Annotated in this window: 16 protein-coding genes and 1 pseudogene; 1 reads left to right on the plus strand and 16 read right to left on the minus strand. The window is 35.9% G+C overall.

Annotated elements, in window-relative coordinates:
• Positions 1-296: 296 nt before the first annotated feature.
• Positions 297-950 carry a VTT domain-containing protein gene (locus tag AC6UDD_RS03950; protein WP_500718913.1) on the plus strand — a complete coding sequence of 218 codons (654 nt, stop codon included), beginning with the start codon at positions 297-299 and terminating at the stop codon, positions 948-950.
• A gap of 40 nt (positions 951-990) precedes the next feature.
• Here AC6UDD_RS03950 and AC6UDD_RS03955 read toward each other — a convergent pair whose 3' ends face one another.
• The 16 genes and pseudogenes from AC6UDD_RS03955 to AC6UDD_RS04030 all read right to left on the minus strand — a co-directional run bounded on the left by AC6UDD_RS03955 (position 991) and on the right by AC6UDD_RS04030 (position 14,648).
• Complete coding sequence (locus AC6UDD_RS03955) at positions 991-1,617, minus strand: TIGR01906 family membrane protein (protein WP_500718915.1); 627 nt, start codon at positions 1,615-1,617, stop codon at positions 991-993.
• A gap of 1 nt (position 1,618) precedes the next feature.
• Positions 1,619-2,404 (minus strand): 5' nucleotidase NucF, encoded by a 786-nt coding sequence (nucF, locus tag AC6UDD_RS03960; RefSeq protein ID WP_500718917.1) that lies wholly within the window; start codon positions 2,402-2,404, stop codon positions 1,619-1,621.
• 11 nt (positions 2,405-2,415) lie between these two features.
• Positions 2,416-2,958, minus strand: coding sequence for a YutD family protein (locus AC6UDD_RS03965; protein ID WP_500718918.1), 543 nt, complete (start codon positions 2,956-2,958; stop codon positions 2,416-2,418).
• A gap of 1 nt (position 2,959) precedes the next feature.
• The gene (locus AC6UDD_RS03970) at positions 2,960-4,348 is read right to left on the minus strand and encodes a bifunctional metallophosphatase/5'-nucleotidase (protein ID WP_500718920.1); all 1,389 of its coding nucleotides are present in this window, start codon (positions 4,346-4,348) and stop codon (positions 2,960-2,962) included.
• Between the two features lie 88 nt (positions 4,349-4,436).
• Positions 4,437-5,795, minus strand: a complete 1,359-nt coding sequence (locus AC6UDD_RS03975) for an amino acid permease (RefSeq protein WP_500719286.1) — start codon at positions 5,793-5,795, stop codon at positions 4,437-4,439.
• 204 nt (positions 5,796-5,999) lie between these two features.
• The gene (locus AC6UDD_RS03980) at positions 6,000-7,208 is read right to left on the minus strand and encodes an acetate/propionate family kinase (protein ID WP_500696104.1); all 1,209 of its coding nucleotides are present in this window, start codon (positions 7,206-7,208) and stop codon (positions 6,000-6,002) included.
• Positions 7,209-7,229: 21 nt separating this feature from the next.
• The gene (locus AC6UDD_RS03985; RefSeq protein WP_500719290.1) at positions 7,230-8,222 is read right to left on the minus strand and encodes a class I SAM-dependent methyltransferase; all 993 of its coding nucleotides are present in this window, start codon (positions 8,220-8,222) and stop codon (positions 7,230-7,232) included.
• A gap of 261 nt (positions 8,223-8,483) precedes the next feature.
• Positions 8,484-8,912 carry a competence type IV pilus minor pilin ComGF gene (locus AC6UDD_RS03990; protein WP_500718922.1) on the minus strand — a complete coding sequence of 143 codons (429 nt, stop codon included), beginning with the start codon at positions 8,910-8,912 and terminating at the stop codon, positions 8,484-8,486.
• 146 nt (positions 8,913-9,058) lie between these two features.
• Positions 9,059-9,505, minus strand: coding sequence for a prepilin-type N-terminal cleavage/methylation domain-containing protein (locus AC6UDD_RS03995; protein ID WP_500718924.1), 447 nt, complete (start codon positions 9,503-9,505; stop codon positions 9,059-9,061).
• Complete coding sequence (gene comGC, locus AC6UDD_RS04000; RefSeq protein ID WP_500694408.1) at positions 9,489-9,785, minus strand: competence type IV pilus major pilin ComGC; 297 nt, start codon at positions 9,783-9,785, stop codon at positions 9,489-9,491. The genes AC6UDD_RS03995 and comGC overlap by 17 nt, the downstream gene beginning before the upstream one ends.
• Positions 9,785-10,807, minus strand: a complete 1,023-nt coding sequence (locus AC6UDD_RS04005; protein WP_500718927.1) for a type II secretion system F family protein — start codon at positions 10,805-10,807, stop codon at positions 9,785-9,787. The genes comGC and AC6UDD_RS04005 overlap by 1 nt, the downstream gene beginning before the upstream one ends.
• Positions 10,773-11,752, minus strand: a pseudogene (gene comGA / locus AC6UDD_RS04010) (competence type IV pilus ATPase ComGA). The gene AC6UDD_RS04005 and the pseudogene comGA overlap by 35 nt, the downstream one beginning before the upstream one ends.
• 62 nt (positions 11,753-11,814) lie before the next feature.
• Positions 11,815-12,549 carry a YebC/PmpR family DNA-binding transcriptional regulator gene (locus AC6UDD_RS04015; RefSeq protein WP_500694428.1) on the minus strand — a complete coding sequence of 245 codons (735 nt, stop codon included), beginning with the start codon at positions 12,547-12,549 and terminating at the stop codon, positions 11,815-11,817.
• A 77-nt stretch (positions 12,550-12,626) separates the two neighbouring features.
• On the minus strand, positions 12,627-13,628 hold the full coding sequence (ccpA, locus tag AC6UDD_RS04020; protein WP_500718929.1) for a catabolite control protein A: 1,002 nt from the start codon (positions 13,626-13,628) through the stop codon (positions 12,627-12,629).
• Positions 13,629-13,764: 136 nt separating this feature from the next.
• The gene (locus AC6UDD_RS04025; RefSeq protein WP_500718931.1) at positions 13,765-14,217 is read right to left on the minus strand and encodes a YtxH domain-containing protein; all 453 of its coding nucleotides are present in this window, start codon (positions 14,215-14,217) and stop codon (positions 13,765-13,767) included.
• Positions 14,218-14,231: 14 nt separating this feature from the next.
• Positions 14,232-14,648 (minus strand): DUF948 domain-containing protein, encoded by a 417-nt coding sequence (locus tag AC6UDD_RS04030; protein WP_500694404.1) that lies wholly within the window; start codon positions 14,646-14,648, stop codon positions 14,232-14,234.
• Positions 14,649-14,713 lie beyond the last annotated feature (65 nt).

The following is a 14,713-nucleotide window of genomic DNA, read 5'->3' on the forward strand; positions in this document are numbered from 1 at the left end:
CTTGTTCAGTTTTCAAAGATCTACTCTGACGCAACGTCGTCTTATTATACCTCAACGCCGCATGTAATAATATACCACGTGGTCAATTTATTGTCAATAGAAAAGTCTGACTAATTTTAACCAAATTGATATGCCGCACTTGACGACAACTAATACTATACTATCTATCACAGTTAACGTCAATACTTTTTTTAAATAAACCCAAATTAATTTAAATAAGAAAAAATTAAATTCAAAAATCATCATTTTATTGATACACTTAAATAGTTAAAGACTTATATAAAAAGAGGAAAAACATGGATTTTTTTAAATTTTTAATTGATTTCATACTACACATTGATCATCACTTAATCACGATCGTAAACATGTTTGGCGATTGGACATACTTAATCTTATTTGCAATCATATTTATTGAAACTGGAGCGGTCATTTTACCTTTCCTTCCTGGAGATTCACTTTTATTTGCAGCCGCAGCCCTATCTGCTAACTCCAATTATCATCTTAGTATCTGGATATTCATCATTATCTTCTTCTTAGCATCTGCCGGTGGAGACTCCCTTAACTTCTTTATTGGAAGAAAAGTTGGAAACGCACTAACTGAACACCACTTTTTTGGTAAATTTATCAAGGAAAAAGATCTAACTCGTGCACGTGAATTCTTCGATAAATACGGTGCAATTGCCATCTTTTTAGCTAGATTCATGCCAATTATCAGAACCTTTGCTCCCTTTGTAGCCGCTGGCACAGATTTCAGCTATAAAAAGTTCCTTAAATACAACCTAATTGCTTGTATTAGTTGGGTACTGATCTGTTATGGAGCTGGGTACTTCTTCGGAAATATTCCGTTCGTTCAGGAACACTTTTCACTGGTAATCATTTTGATTATCGTAATTTCACTAATTCCTGCTTTAATTGGATATCTAAAAAGCAAGATTTCTACATCAAAATAGTTTTCAAACAAAAAGAGCCTGTCTATTAGATCTTAATCTTCTAGACAGACTCTTTTTTTAGTTGTCTTTTGCCAATCCAAATTATCAAAGATAATCCCAAAAGAATAATTAAAAAAAACAACAAAAAGCACATTAAAAAATACTGATTCGGCAATACGTTAATGATTGGATCTTTCTTTGGCGTAAAAACCCAATCTCGATTTCTAAAAAGAACATCATGGAAATAAATAAAAACATCTTGAAAATCTAAAACACAAAAGACTCCAAAAAAAATTATAAATAAAATCGTCATCTCTGAAAGCAACTGAAACTTCCATAACTTCTTAAAGTAAAGAAAACGAATCATAATGACAAGTAAAACCATGGATACAATTAACAATGCCAAATTATTAGTTAATACCAACGCTCTTACATTGTTAAAATGTACCATCCCATTTGCCGAAATTGGAAACTGGTCCAAACTTAATTTAGACGCAAATGGATTCTGAATGAAACCAATCATTTTATAAAAATTACTCATTAATAATCCACTGGAAACATGAAATTTATTAGTTAAATTCAACACGGAAAATGCAACATAATAGAGCCAACTAGCATTGATAACAAAAAAGACAGCAAATGTTATTAAAAAAAGTAGTATTAAAACAAATACTACTAAATCTTTCAAACTATAAAGTATTCCATTCATCTAAGCTATTTACCTCATAAGTAGGTTGAACTTCTTTCTTTTTTACCTGTTCTCTGGTAGACACACCAGTATAAGTTAGCAAAGTATCTACTCCATCGTTAATGCCGGCCATAATATCAGTGTCATAATTATCACCTACCATGATTACGTCTGCCTTGCTTAAATTCAATTGATCTAAAGCTTTTCTAACAATTAAGGTCTTGGGTTTACCAATCATCACCGGCTCAACCCCTGAAGCATACCGAACTGAGTCGATAATTGCACCAGCACTTGGTAACATCCCATATTCGCTTGGAATTCTCGCATCTGGATTAGTTCCAATAAATTTAGCTCCATGGGCAATCCCCAGCACTGCTCGTGCTAATTTTTCATACGTCAAGTCACGATCAAGCCCAACCACTACGTACTCTGGATTATCTGTAAAAATATTGAAACCCATTTTCTCCATAGATTCTTTTAATCCATTTTCTCCAATAACGTATGCCGTTCTGGCTTTATCTTCGTGCGACTTCGCATCCTCACTAACAAAAGCAGCTGTAGCCATCCCAGAAGTATAAACGTTGTCATTTGTAACATAGATATCGTGATTAAGTGCCAAATTATGGACTACCTCACTTGGAGTCTTGGTTGAATTATTCGTAACAAATAAAAAAGGAATGTGATTTTTCTGGAGTCTCTCAATAAAACGCTTAGCCGCTGGGATTCGCTTCTTCCCTTGATAAACGGTCCCATCCAAATCAATTAAATATCCCTTGTAACTCTTCATCAAGATTTCACCTATTTCTGTCTAATGGTAAAGCCACGCTTGCCATCTCTAAAATGCTTGGATTTAAAATTCTTATTTGACGTCTGATTTTTAGTCGGATTAACATTATGCCTGTTTTGATTTCCTGCTTTTCTATTTTTTCCACCAGCATGTTGTCTTTTTCTACTAGCTTTATGGCTTTGATTCTTTTCCTTTTCGGCTTCCAAATTGTGTAAGACAAAGTAATTAGAACCAAAATTGGCATCCTCAATAATATAATCTGGAATTGCCGCATGACGTAAACCTTTACTAACATTTCTAAAGTCAGCATAAAAACCCTTTAGCCGTAACTGATTATATCCCCAGTCACCAACAATGTAATCAAAACGCGTCAAAATAGGATTAAATTTATTGGCAAACTCACCTAGATCAAAAGCATTTCTAACGTTAGCTTCAAGAACGTACACGTGTCCGTTAATACTCAAGGTTGTTTCATCAACTTGCTTAATATTAGCCAGGGAATCTCTCTCATCATTCCTTGTTTCAATCAAACCCTCAATTTCGTTATGATCCATTTTACTTCCCCTCGATTGGAAACTTCTTTGCTAGATAATCACCAAAAACATCCCGAAGAGTTTCACCATAAAAAATGTCATTTTTACCAACAATACTAATTGCCGGGAAAAAAGGAATAAAACTATAATGATCAATCAACGCAATCGTGTATTTTTCGTCGGGTTCGACAAGTTTATTATGATAGAATAGTTGCTTTTTATTTGTGTCGTATCGAATTCCATCATAAATGAGTCTTCCAAAATACTTTCCCCGAAAACCCATTCCTTTTTGCTCAAAGCGAACTAAAAAATCCTTGTTCTTTTCCATTTCCATGATCATTTCCCACAAGTTATAACCATAAAATTGACTTCTCATAACGTGAATTGAATGTGGTAATAATTTATGGAGTTCATTTTTGTCAACAATTCCCTTTTTTAAATCACCTAAAAACAAACCAGTGTTCAAAACGGCAGCAGTCGTCCCGGCTTTGGCTTCAATGGCCTTTAGTCCCAAGTCCACTAGTTCATTATCATCAGTTAGTGACGTCGTCATTGTATGAGGAATGTCAGCAACCTTACTACTTGCTAAAATTCCCTCACCACGATCTTCAAGGTGCTGAATCTCCTCTGCATCTTGAACGTCAGTTTCCATTTCAGATGTTTTATATACACGTGCCCTAACATTTTCTACCTTTTTTTGAGAGCTCACGTCAAAAGTAATTTCACCGACGTAGTGACCCCATTTCTCAGCAGCAGTTAACATGGTTTGATTAACCATTTCACCATGAACTAACAAATGATGAGTGTGACCTCCAACAATAATATTGATATCAGGAAATGCTTTCGCAATTCTCCGATCATTACTAATCCCTAAGTGAGAAAGTAAAATCAGAACGTCATATTGTCCTTTCCAATCCGCCAAGCAACGCTCAATGGTACTTTTAATTGGCAAGGAATTCCAATCCATGTATTGATACGTGGGATAAGGTGCCGTTAAACCCATAAAGCGTACCCGAACATCATTTTTTAGCTTAAAATCACGATATGGGATCGCCCACTTAGGAAGTTGACCAGTTCTTTCATCAATCACATTATCCAAAACAACGGGAAAATTGGCATCATCATAAAGATGTGCCAGTTCGTCATGTGACATTGTCAGTGCTTCATTATTTCCAATTGTGGCAGCATCATAACCAACTGAATTCATTAATTCAATGTTGGCTTTGCCAGAAGTAGCATCAGTCAACGCGTTTGATCGATCAATGGCGTCACCATCGTCAACTTTAAAGACTCGATAACCCTGCTTTTCCAATTGTTTTGTTCTTAGTTTCATAAATCTTCTGATCTTGGGCCAATTTTCAAAATGGGAATGAAGATCATTGGTATGCAGAATTGCTACTTTATCATCCATAAAATTACTTCCTCAAAATGTTTTCTGTAACTATCGTTAACTTCTATTCTAACATCCATCAATAATTATAATCAAAAAGTCGATGACTTTAATCATCGACTTCTTTGTTTTCTCTTCTTTTATCACTTAGAACTTTAAATCCATATAGAACAAGAAGCCAAACAACCGATCCAATTAATGCGACCAATGTTTGCATTTTGAAAATTAAAACAAAAGCAACGAAGACCATAAATCCAACAACGAAAAAGTCAGAATATGGGAAGAATGGCATCTTGAAGGTAAGTTTATTTGTTTGTTCCTGGTTAAGTGACTTGCGATATTCATAGTGTGTAATAACAATTAAAGACCAGACAAACAAGAAACATGTAGTAGCAATACTTGAAACTAATTCAAAAACACCGTCTGGCATCAAAATGTTTAATAACACTGAAATAGCAATCACAATCGTTGAAAACAAAATTGCATTTGCTGGAATATGCCTTTTTGAAAGCGTTCCAAGCTTCTTTGCAAATTTATTTTGGCTCTTATCGGTTAGAGAAAATAACATTCTACCCGTAGTAAAAATGGCGCTATTACAAGAAGAAGCTGCAGCGGTCAAAACCACAAAGTTAATAATAGCAGCTGCGGACTTAATTCCAATGTTGGAAAACACTTGAACGAAGGGACTCGAATTTGCTGAAATATACTGCCAAGGAAAAATACACATTAGAGCTAATAATGAACCAACATAAAAAATAATGATTCTAGTTGGGACTTCATTAATACATTTAGGAATAATTTTCTGAGGATCCTGGGTTTCTGAAGCTGTCATTCCAATCATTTCAATTCCTGCAAAACTAAAAAGCACCATTTGAAAAGAAAGGACAAATCCTGATGCACCATGGGCAAAAAAACCATCAGAATACAAATTAGATACTTGTGCATACCCAACACTTGTCTTGTAGTGCATCAAAACCAAAACAATTCCAATAATGATTAACGCCACAATGGCCACCACTTTAATCAACGCAAACCAGAATTCAGTTTCACCAAAAGCGGACACGGTGATTGAGTTTAACAAGAATAAAATCAAAATTAAGAACGCCGCGGTCACCCACTGTGGCAAATCAGGAAACCAAAACTTCATGTATAGACCCGCAGCGGTCACTTCTGCCATTGCAATGGCAATCCAGCAAAACCAGTAGGTCCAGCCTGCCACAAAGCCAGTTCTTTCTCCTAGGTACTTATTAATAAATTCAATGAACGAAACACTATTCGTGTTTGAAAGTAATAATTCACCAAGTGCTCTCATTAAGAAAAAGCAAGCAACTCCAGCAATTATATATGCAATGATAATGGATGGACCAGCCAAATGAATTGATTGACCAGCTCCTAAAAACAATCCGGTTCCAATGGTCCCGCCTAGTGCCATTAATTGAACGTGACGACTTTTAAGTCCACGTGACATTTGGTTTTCATTATTTGTATTTTTTTCCAACAAAAACATCCTTTCTTTACGTATGCCTACATTATACACGGATACGTGAAGCTGTTTGCTACTTTTTATGGAAATTATACAGATATTTTGTAAGAAAAACTACCAAAACTTCAAAAAAAGTTAAATCAATGCCATAAAAAAAGGGATCTTGAATTTACCAAGATCTCTTTTAGGTTATTTACTTGCTTTCTTTTCCTTTTCAAGTCGCTGAACATCAAGGGCAATCATCAATTCTTCGTTGGTTGGTACCAAAAGAGTCTTAATCTTTGAGCCATCAGCACTCAAATCTCTAACCACACCACGAACATTATTCTTTTCTTTATCAACGCCAATCCCAAAATATGACAATTGATCAGTAACTTCTTGTCTAACGGTAATACTATTTTCACCAACTCCAGCAGTGAACACGATTGCATCAGCACCACCAAGTTCAGCTAGGTAGGATCCAATGTATCTAACAATTCGATTAACATAGATCTGACGAGCAATTCTAGCACGATGATTAGTCTTTTGAGCAGCTTCAACCTCACGCATATCAGCAGAGACGCCCGAAATACCAAGTAATCCAGATTTAGTGTTTAAAACCTTAATCATATCATTGATATCTGTCATTCCCTCTTTTTCCATAACGTAGGCCAAAAGAGAAGGATCAACATCACCTGAACGCGTAGCCATGGTTAAACCAGTAACTGGGGTAAATCCCATCGATGTGTCATAGGACTTACCGTTCTTCACGGCACAAATTGAAGCCCCAGCACCTAAATGCATGATAATCATTTTTAAATCTTCGACGGGTTTACCCATTAACTCAGCTGCTCTTTGAGAGACATAACGATAACTAATCCCGTGGAATCCATATTTACGAGCCGTGTATTTTTCGTAGTACTCATAAGGAAGACTGTACAGATAATTCTTCTCAGGGATGGTTTGATGAAATGATGTATCAAAGACGGCAACACTAGTCACGTTTGGAAGCACCTTTTCAAATGCCTTAATTCCTAAAACGTTGGCTGGCTCATGCAATGGAGCTAATTCATCCAAACTTTCAATCTTTTTGAGAACTTCAGGAGTAATGATTACCGATTGATCGAAATATTCTCCACCAGCAACAACTCGATGTCCAACACCGGTAATTTCGTTATAGTCGTTGATAATATCAAGATCGAGTAATTGATCTAACAAAATTTGAATTGCTTGTTCATGATCTTTAACATCTAACGTTTCCTCAAATTTCTTCCCGTCATCATATTTAATTTCAACATGTGACTTTGGTAAGCCAATTCTCTCAATTAAACCTTCTCCAAGAACTTCTTCTTCTGGCATTTTAAACAACTTAAACTTTAAAGTCGAACTACCAGCATTAATTGCAATAATCTTACCCATGAGTAATCTCCTTAATTTCAACTATTCCTTTAATAAATCGTTTTCTTCCCAATCAACAATCTCAGCCATGAACTTTTGAAAGGCAGCCGTATCCTTAAACGAAGGAAACTCTCCTAGCATCACTTTTTGAACTTGGTGACTGTCTCCACCACGATTCTGCAAAATTAAAATGGCTTTTTGAGCACTTTTATCCCCAAACAACTCTTGGGGTAAATTCAGTACTCCCTGTAAATAAACCGAATCTTGAAACCACTTCAAAAGTCCCTTTGCTTCACTCGTTTCAAAAATATTGCTTGGAACTAAGAACACTCCAAACCCAGCAGGCTTTAAATAATTCATTGACTGCTCAATCAATAAGTGATGAACATAAGAATGCCCCGATTGTGACCGCGTTGCATACCCTTTTGTCTTTTCATCAATTGGATAATAACCAACTGGGAGATCAGAGACAACTAAATCAACCTTAGGAACCAACAGATGCTCAATACTATCCTGCTGAATTAGCTCAACATCCAAGTCTTGCATTTCAGAACTAATACTAGCAATTGAAATCATTGAATCATCGTTATCAATTCCATATCCCTTAACAGTGTCATGAAGTGAATCGTGTAGCTGATTCATGACTGCTGTAAGTAAATTCCCAGTTCCAACTGCTGGATCAAGGATGCCCACGCTGGACTTGTGTTCATAAATCCGCGTAACTATGTATCCCATGATGTAAGCGATTGTATCAGGAGTTATTTGATGATTTGCCTGAATCTTATCTTCTTTGGTAGCCTTGATCATAACCATTTGAATGGCCCGTCTAATCGATTCATTATCCATCTTTTTATAGTCAACCGTTTGGTACAACTTAGTCAATTCATCGACAACGTTGGGTTTTGGAATGCCATCCTCGACCCGAACGGTATTGTTATCAATCATATTATCGGCGGTTTCGATGAAAGCGTCTAAATACGAAGTGCCTAACGCCTGACTCAAGACTTTACTGGATTGATCAAAAACTTGAAACAATGATATTGATTCTTTCTCAGACAGAATATCAACCCCTCTTCTTATATATCTAGGGTTAATATTACCAGAATTCACGCATATTATTCAAGATTTCTCATTTATCTATTAGAATTATTCAATTCTTTCGTTAGTCTTTGATATTTTGCGGCCCGAATATGATTATTTTGAATTTGAAAATTAATCTTTTGGTAACGATAAACGATTATTCCAGACAAAAAAGTTAAAAATAAAATTGCAACTAACGTTAAACTTCCGCTTCTCTTACAGGTGACTTTTGGCTTCATAATTGACCCCATTAATTCTAATTTGACTAGTTAATATATGATGATGTAATGACCAAGATGCCTTACTAACGTTTAATATGATTGGAATGTGTCCACCATTTACTCCACGCAATCGAACCATGTCATGATAATGTTCCATTATATATTCCTTATTTTCTTTCTTACTCTTTAGTTTAATGGCATGTTTAGTGACTTTAATCATCTTAAATTGATAATCCGGTGACTCAATCACATCAAGATAACGATAAAAGGTTCCCTGATTATCACTCCACTTTTCCTTTTGAATTAATTGACTAGTAATCATAATCACGCTAAACGCTAACGAGACCAACAAAAGTGAACAAATGGACTCAATTAACGAAAAACCAGCTCGATCATTTATATTTTTTAAGTAATTCACGTTCATAATTCATCCTAACTTGACGTGTTTCATACTGACTTCTTCTTAAGCAATGGTGTTCAAAATCATTAACGTTTAAATAAAAGATCACACCACTGCAAATCAGGGTCAGACCAATTAATGAATCAATCAACGTGAATCCTAGCCTAATTTTATTTAATAGTCTCAAGATGATATGCACCCCATCCAAGTTGAATTTTTTGTAAAATTGTTTTCTTTTGATTCTGCGAATACCATCGAATTGTTTGCGGTTTAACGTATCCATCGCTTTTGATCTCAATATCATGGTAACTTTTAACGCTTAACCCCTTTGGCATTCTAATTATTTTATCTTTTCGTTTCGATTTGCCACACGTAGCAAATACCACCTCATCATTTGGATAAAACAATACGTCCGTTGAATGATGATTATTCTGTGACTCTAATAACGCATCGTCCCATCCCGAATCTAAAGTTTGAAAAAAGCGTTCTTCTTTACCTTCAAAAAATCCTAAATAGTTACCAGCAACTAATGTGATCCCTAAAATAAGGGATGTTACAAACAAAACGAGAAGACTCTCAACTAACGTAAAACCCTTTTGATTATCTTTGAACGGCATGATTTTTTACTACGACCACTCTTTCCACTTGAGCTTGTTTAGCCTGCTTACTTGTTAAATAATGACTTCTAACTAACTTATTAATAGTTATGTTTCCATCATGCTTTTCGTCTTCATAAGCATCAATCTGAGTTTGAATAACTGACACCATTGCTGATCCATGAATTTTTTTGGCGTGATCCTTTTGATTACTTAAGTTCGGAATAATAATTAAAACTAGTAGTGAGATAATGAATAAGACAATTGTCATTTCAATTAATGTGAACCCTTTTCTTTTCATTAGTAAATTCCCTTCATTGAGTTATACATTGGCAGTAGCATTTGCAAATAAGCACCAACAATTAGGATGCCAATCACCGCAAATGAAGTCGGCTGAATTAACTTAATCAGTATATTCGATTTTTTGATCATTTCTTTAAAGCTGAGCTGACTTAAAGCTTTTAAATTTTGAGCCAATTCAGACTGCGTGCTTCCATTTGATAGAAACACAATCATTTCTTCGGAAACAAAGGAATAATGAGCTAAACTGGCTCCGAAACTAAGCCCATTGTTAAAACCATCTTGCATGGTTTTTCCCACATCATATAGAAGACTTTGATGATCAAATTTTAATAAACTGAACACAACTTGTTTTAAGTCCAATCCTCCTTTGATCATTAACGCAAAGTTGGAGGTCACAAAATATTGGTAATAAGCCTTAAACAATGAACCAAGTAATGGAATCTTTACCAACAAATTAATTCGATCAATACACTTTTTATTTTTAAAACTTTGATAACCAAAAATTCCCGCCACAAGCGCCATCAATATTAATCCATAAACGACATATTGAATAGCATGACTTCCATTAGAAGCTGATTTTCCAGTTAAATCAGCAGTTTGGGGCATAATCAAAAACTTAACTGCAAAAATAATACTAAACAAGACCACAAACAAAAATGCTGGATAAATTACAACTCCTTTAATCTTTTCATTTTGAGCAATTCTTAACTTTAAGAACTCCCCGACCTCTTTCATCTCATTAATCAAATCTCCATGTTTATCGGCAATTTCTAATTGGTAATAAATTGATTCACTCAAAAAGAATCGCATCGATTCTGGCAGCGAATTCCCGTCCGCTAAACTTTGCATGATCCTAGTAACTATTTTCTGATTTTTAGTTGACACCACTTTAATAAACTTCAAGCTTTGTTGGATAGAAAATCCCATCGATAAAAGGTCTCCCAAGGTTGAAAACAAGAAAGACTGTTGTTTAAGAGAAACACGTCTACCCGTAATAGTATTCATCTCTAACTTTTTCACTGATTATTCCCTTCTTCAAAAGCTCATCAATTCGATTCTTCCAATCACTCATATCGTCTTTTAACAGCGCATGATCACCAAATTTATCTTTAATAGTTAGAAGGGTCTTAGTCTTCTTTGAAATGGTTGGTATTAGTCGTTGATACACCACTAAATTCAAAGCTGATTTGATTCTTTCATAATCAACCCCGAGTTCTAACAGCCTTTGGATTGTTCCTTCAGGAGACCTAGCATGAACCGTGCTTAGTACCAAATGTCCCGACAAGGCCGCTGAAATTGCTACTTCGGCAGTTTGATGATCACGAATCTCACCACGTCAGGTCGTTGTCTTAATCCCACTTTAAGTAAATCAGCGTACGTCATTTGGGCCCGATCATTAACCTCAAGTTGTAAAAAATTTTCTTCATAAATTTCAACTGGATCTTCGATTGTCATCACGATCTGATTTTTACTAATACTTCTAACGATTCGATAAATTGTGGTCGTCTTACCGGAACCAGTAGGACCAGCAAACAAAAGTAAACCACGTTTTTTACAGGATGACTCGATTTTTTGAATTTGATCAGCATAAAAAAAGCCACTGTCGACATGATTACTGTCATAGATAATCCTAATTACCATTGATTCATCTTGACTGAAATTACCCACTGATGACAATCGTAAACGTAGTTTTTGGCCCTTAATTACATAGTCCATCGATCCTAATTGTGGTCTGCGATTATCTGTAACTGACATCCCACTTTGATACTTACAATATGAAATGACCTTTTTAGCCATGTCTTTGCTCAAATCAGTAATTTGAATTGTCCGAACAGCCGTATGAATCTTAATACAATAGTCTTTTTCTTTAGGTAAAATAAAAACATCAGAAGCTTGCCGTTGAACTGCAAATTCCATAATATTGTTCAACCATTGTGTCACTTTCACTTTAATCACATCCTTCATAACCAAATACGAAAAAAAGATGCAATCTAATTAAAGATTGCATCTTTTATAAATTAATTTAATTATTTAGCTTGATTAGGTAATACTGCAGCTTCATAAACATCTTGAACATCATCGTTATCTTCTAATTCATCAATTAGACCACTATACTGTTCAACCTTATCTGAAGGAACTTCTGTCGTATTCTGTGGAATCAACTTAACTTCTGCATCCAACTTGTATCCTGCATCTTGCAATGCATCACGAACACTAGCCATGCTAGCTGGATCAGTAAGAATTTGGTACTCATCATCCGTTGATTTCATATCATCAGCACCAGCATCCAACGCTGCCATCAACATACTATCTTCGTCGTCATCAGTATCTGACTTTGAAATCGTAATAAGACCCTTTCGGTCAAACATATATGAAACCGAGCCATCAGTTCCAAGGGAACCACCATGGTGAGTGAAGGCTGAACGAATGGCAGCCGCGGTCCGGTTTTTATTATCGGTTAAAGCAGAAACCATAACAGCAGTCCCACCAGGTCCATAACCTTCATATGTTACTTCTTCGAATTTAGCTCCACCAACCCCTGAAGCTTTGTCAATTGCTCGCTGAACGTTATCTTTCGGCATGTTTGCTTCACGAGCTTTTTCCATTTCTAGTCTTAATTGAGGATTTCCTTCGGGATCACTTCCACCAGCTTTTGCAGCTTGATATAAGTTACGTGAGATCTTCTGGAAAATCTTTCCACGCTTAGCATCTTGGGCGTTCTTTCGTCCCTGAATGTTATGCCACTTTGAATGTCCTGACATGATCACAACTCCTCTCTCTTTTAAACATATTAACTCTATAATTATATCAATTAGCGGCCCTAGTATCAAGCTCAGTTCTATTTGGTTGATTCACGCTTCTTTAATCCAAAGGGTAAAAAGACCTTGTTTTCATCAATTTCTTCATTATTCATTAGTTTGGTTAAGAGTCGCATAGCAACAGCTCCAACATCATAAAGCGGCTGAGTAATAGTTGACATGGTTGGTCTAGTCATCTCAGTCAGTTTAGTATCATTACTAGTGGCCAGTTCAAATTCACCGGGAACACTAACACCGTCATCAGTCATTGAGTTCATCACCCCAGCAGCCATGTCATCATCAGTGACAATTGCCGCAGTCACTTCATTTCTTTTTAGTTGCTCCCTTAAAGCATACCCACCAGAATAACTTACATCGGTCTCAAATAATAATGCTTTCTCAAACGGAATTCCAGCATCTGAGAGCGCGTCTTTATACCCTTTTAACCTAAAATCCTTATTAATCGAGCGGTTTAACGGGCCAGAGATAAAAGCAATGCGATCATTCCCATTACTAATCAACTGGGTGACTTCAGAATACACGGCTTGGCGGTAATCAATGTTTACACTTGGAATCTTGCCACTAGCATCAACTGAACCGGCCAAAACAACTGGGGCGCGTGACTTTTTAAATTCAGTCCGAAGTTCATCAGAAATTTCATTTCCCATAAATACAATTCCATCAACTTGCTTGGCCTGTAACGTATTCATTGAAGTGAGTTCGCGCTGATTGTTTCCATCAGAATTAGTTAAGATAATATTGTACTTGTACATCGTTGCTATATCGTCAATCCCGCGTGCAAGCGAAGCAAAATAGGTATTGGTAACGTTGGGGATAATAACGCCAACTGTCGTTGACTTTTTGCTTGCGAGTCCCCTAGCCACTGCGTTAGGTCGATAATCAAGTTTATCAATGACACTCAAAACCTTTTGTTTGGTGGCATCTTTCACATTCTGATTCCCATTTACTACCCGTGAAACAGTTGCCATTGAAACATTGGCTTCACGAGCTACATCATAAATTGTCACATTTTGTTTTTTCAAATTCGGTTTCTCCTATTATGTACTATTAGACCATTAATTATTATAAATATATCAAAGTAAAAGAACTCATTCAAGTGAAATCGGTTACATTTTGGGGTAAAAAAAACCGGACTACCGTCCGATTTGGGTAAATAAATTACTTTTCGTGATGTTCATGAACTGGATAAATTGTTTCTGCGCGATCTTGATCACTAAAGGCATCGTCAGGATCAATCACAATGTCATCAGATTCTTTTTCTTTAGCAAGGTCATCTAATTCATTTCTAGGAGCAGGATGTTCCTCAACGTTTGCTTTCAATGAATTAACGGCTTCTTGCAAATCAGATAACTTATCTCCAAGTGATTCATTCACCTTTTGCACTGAGTCTTTAGCATCATCCATCTTATCTGAAGCAAGATCCTTAAGGTCTTCAGCAGTGTCATTTGCGTAATAAACGTAATCTAGCGCACGATCTTTAACATCTTCAGTGGTATCAAGAAGAAAGTCTTTGATCTCACGCTTTCTCGATTCATCTAATAGTTTGTACGCTACAAATGCAGCAGTTCCGCCGATTACTGATCCTAAAAGCATTCCCTTTTTAAAATTCATAACCAATCCACCCCTTAATTTGTTCCTTCAGAATTTTTGTTGCGTTTGGAGAATAATCTACCAATCATTTTACCAGCAAAAGTTAAAGCTGAAGTCTTGGCTAACAAACCACTCTTTGATCTAACTTTTTCAGTTGCAGTTCTGGTTGCTTCATTTAAGTCTGAAACACTAACACCTAAATCAGCAGCCGCCTGAAAAACTGGGTCGACTTGATCCAACTTTGAGTTAACGTTATTTAACAATGTATTTGAAATTACCATAATTTGCTCACACTCTTTGCTAATATGATTTGCATCATTAGTAAGACTATCAACATTTTCACTTAAGTCTTTAACCGTTTTTGATAAACGGACCAAAAACAAGCATAAAAACACAACTAATACTAAAAAAGCAATTGCAGCAATTAGCGCTGCTAACTCACCAATCCCCATTTAATTATCCTCCTAATGGCTTCTTCTCCATTTAGAATAGCATTATCTAACCCATATGACAATTT

It is taken from the genome of Fructilactobacillus sp. X2R1C3, assembly GCF_059901425.1.

Bases quoted from the DNA above. Each gene is read 5' to 3' on its own strand.
- AC6UDD_RS03950 (WP_500718913.1), top strand. From the start codon at position 297: ATGGATTTTTTTAAATTTTTAATTGATTTCATACTACACATTGATCAT.
- nucF (WP_500718917.1), bottom strand. From the start codon at position 2,404: ATGAAGAGTTACAAGGGATATTTAATTGATTTGGATGGGACCGTTTAT.
- AC6UDD_RS03965 (WP_500718918.1), bottom strand. From the start codon at position 2,958: ATGGATCATAACGAAATTGAGGGTTTGATTGAAACAAGGAATGATGAG.
- AC6UDD_RS03970 (WP_500718920.1), bottom strand. From the start codon at position 4,348: ATGGATGATAAAGTAGCAATTCTGCATACCAATGATCTTCATTCCCAT.
- AC6UDD_RS03975 (WP_500719286.1), bottom strand. From the start codon at position 5,795: ATGTCACGTGGACTTAAAAGTCGTCACGTTCAATTAATGGCACTAGGC.
- AC6UDD_RS03980 (WP_500696104.1), bottom strand. From the start codon at position 7,208: ATGGGTAAGATTATTGCAATTAATGCTGGTAGTTCGACTTTAAAGTTT.
- AC6UDD_RS03990 (WP_500718922.1), bottom strand. From the start codon at position 8,912: ATGAACGTGAATTACTTAAAAAATATAAATGATCGAGCTGGTTTTTCG.
- AC6UDD_RS03995 (WP_500718924.1), bottom strand. From the start codon at position 9,505: ATGCCGTTCAAAGATAATCAAAAGGGTTTTACGTTAGTTGAGAGTCTT.
- comGC (WP_500694408.1), bottom strand. From the start codon at position 9,785: ATGAAAAGAAAAGGGTTCACATTAATTGAAATGACAATTGTCTTATTC.
- AC6UDD_RS04015 (WP_500694428.1), bottom strand. From the start codon at position 12,549: ATGTCAGGACATTCAAAGTGGCATAACATTCAGGGACGAAAGAACGCC.
- AC6UDD_RS04025 (WP_500718931.1), bottom strand. From the start codon at position 14,217: ATGAATTTTAAAAAGGGAATGCTTTTAGGATCAGTAATCGGCGGAACT.
- AC6UDD_RS04030 (WP_500694404.1), bottom strand. From the start codon at position 14,648: ATGGGGATTGGTGAGTTAGCAGCGCTAATTGCTGCAATTGCTTTTTTA.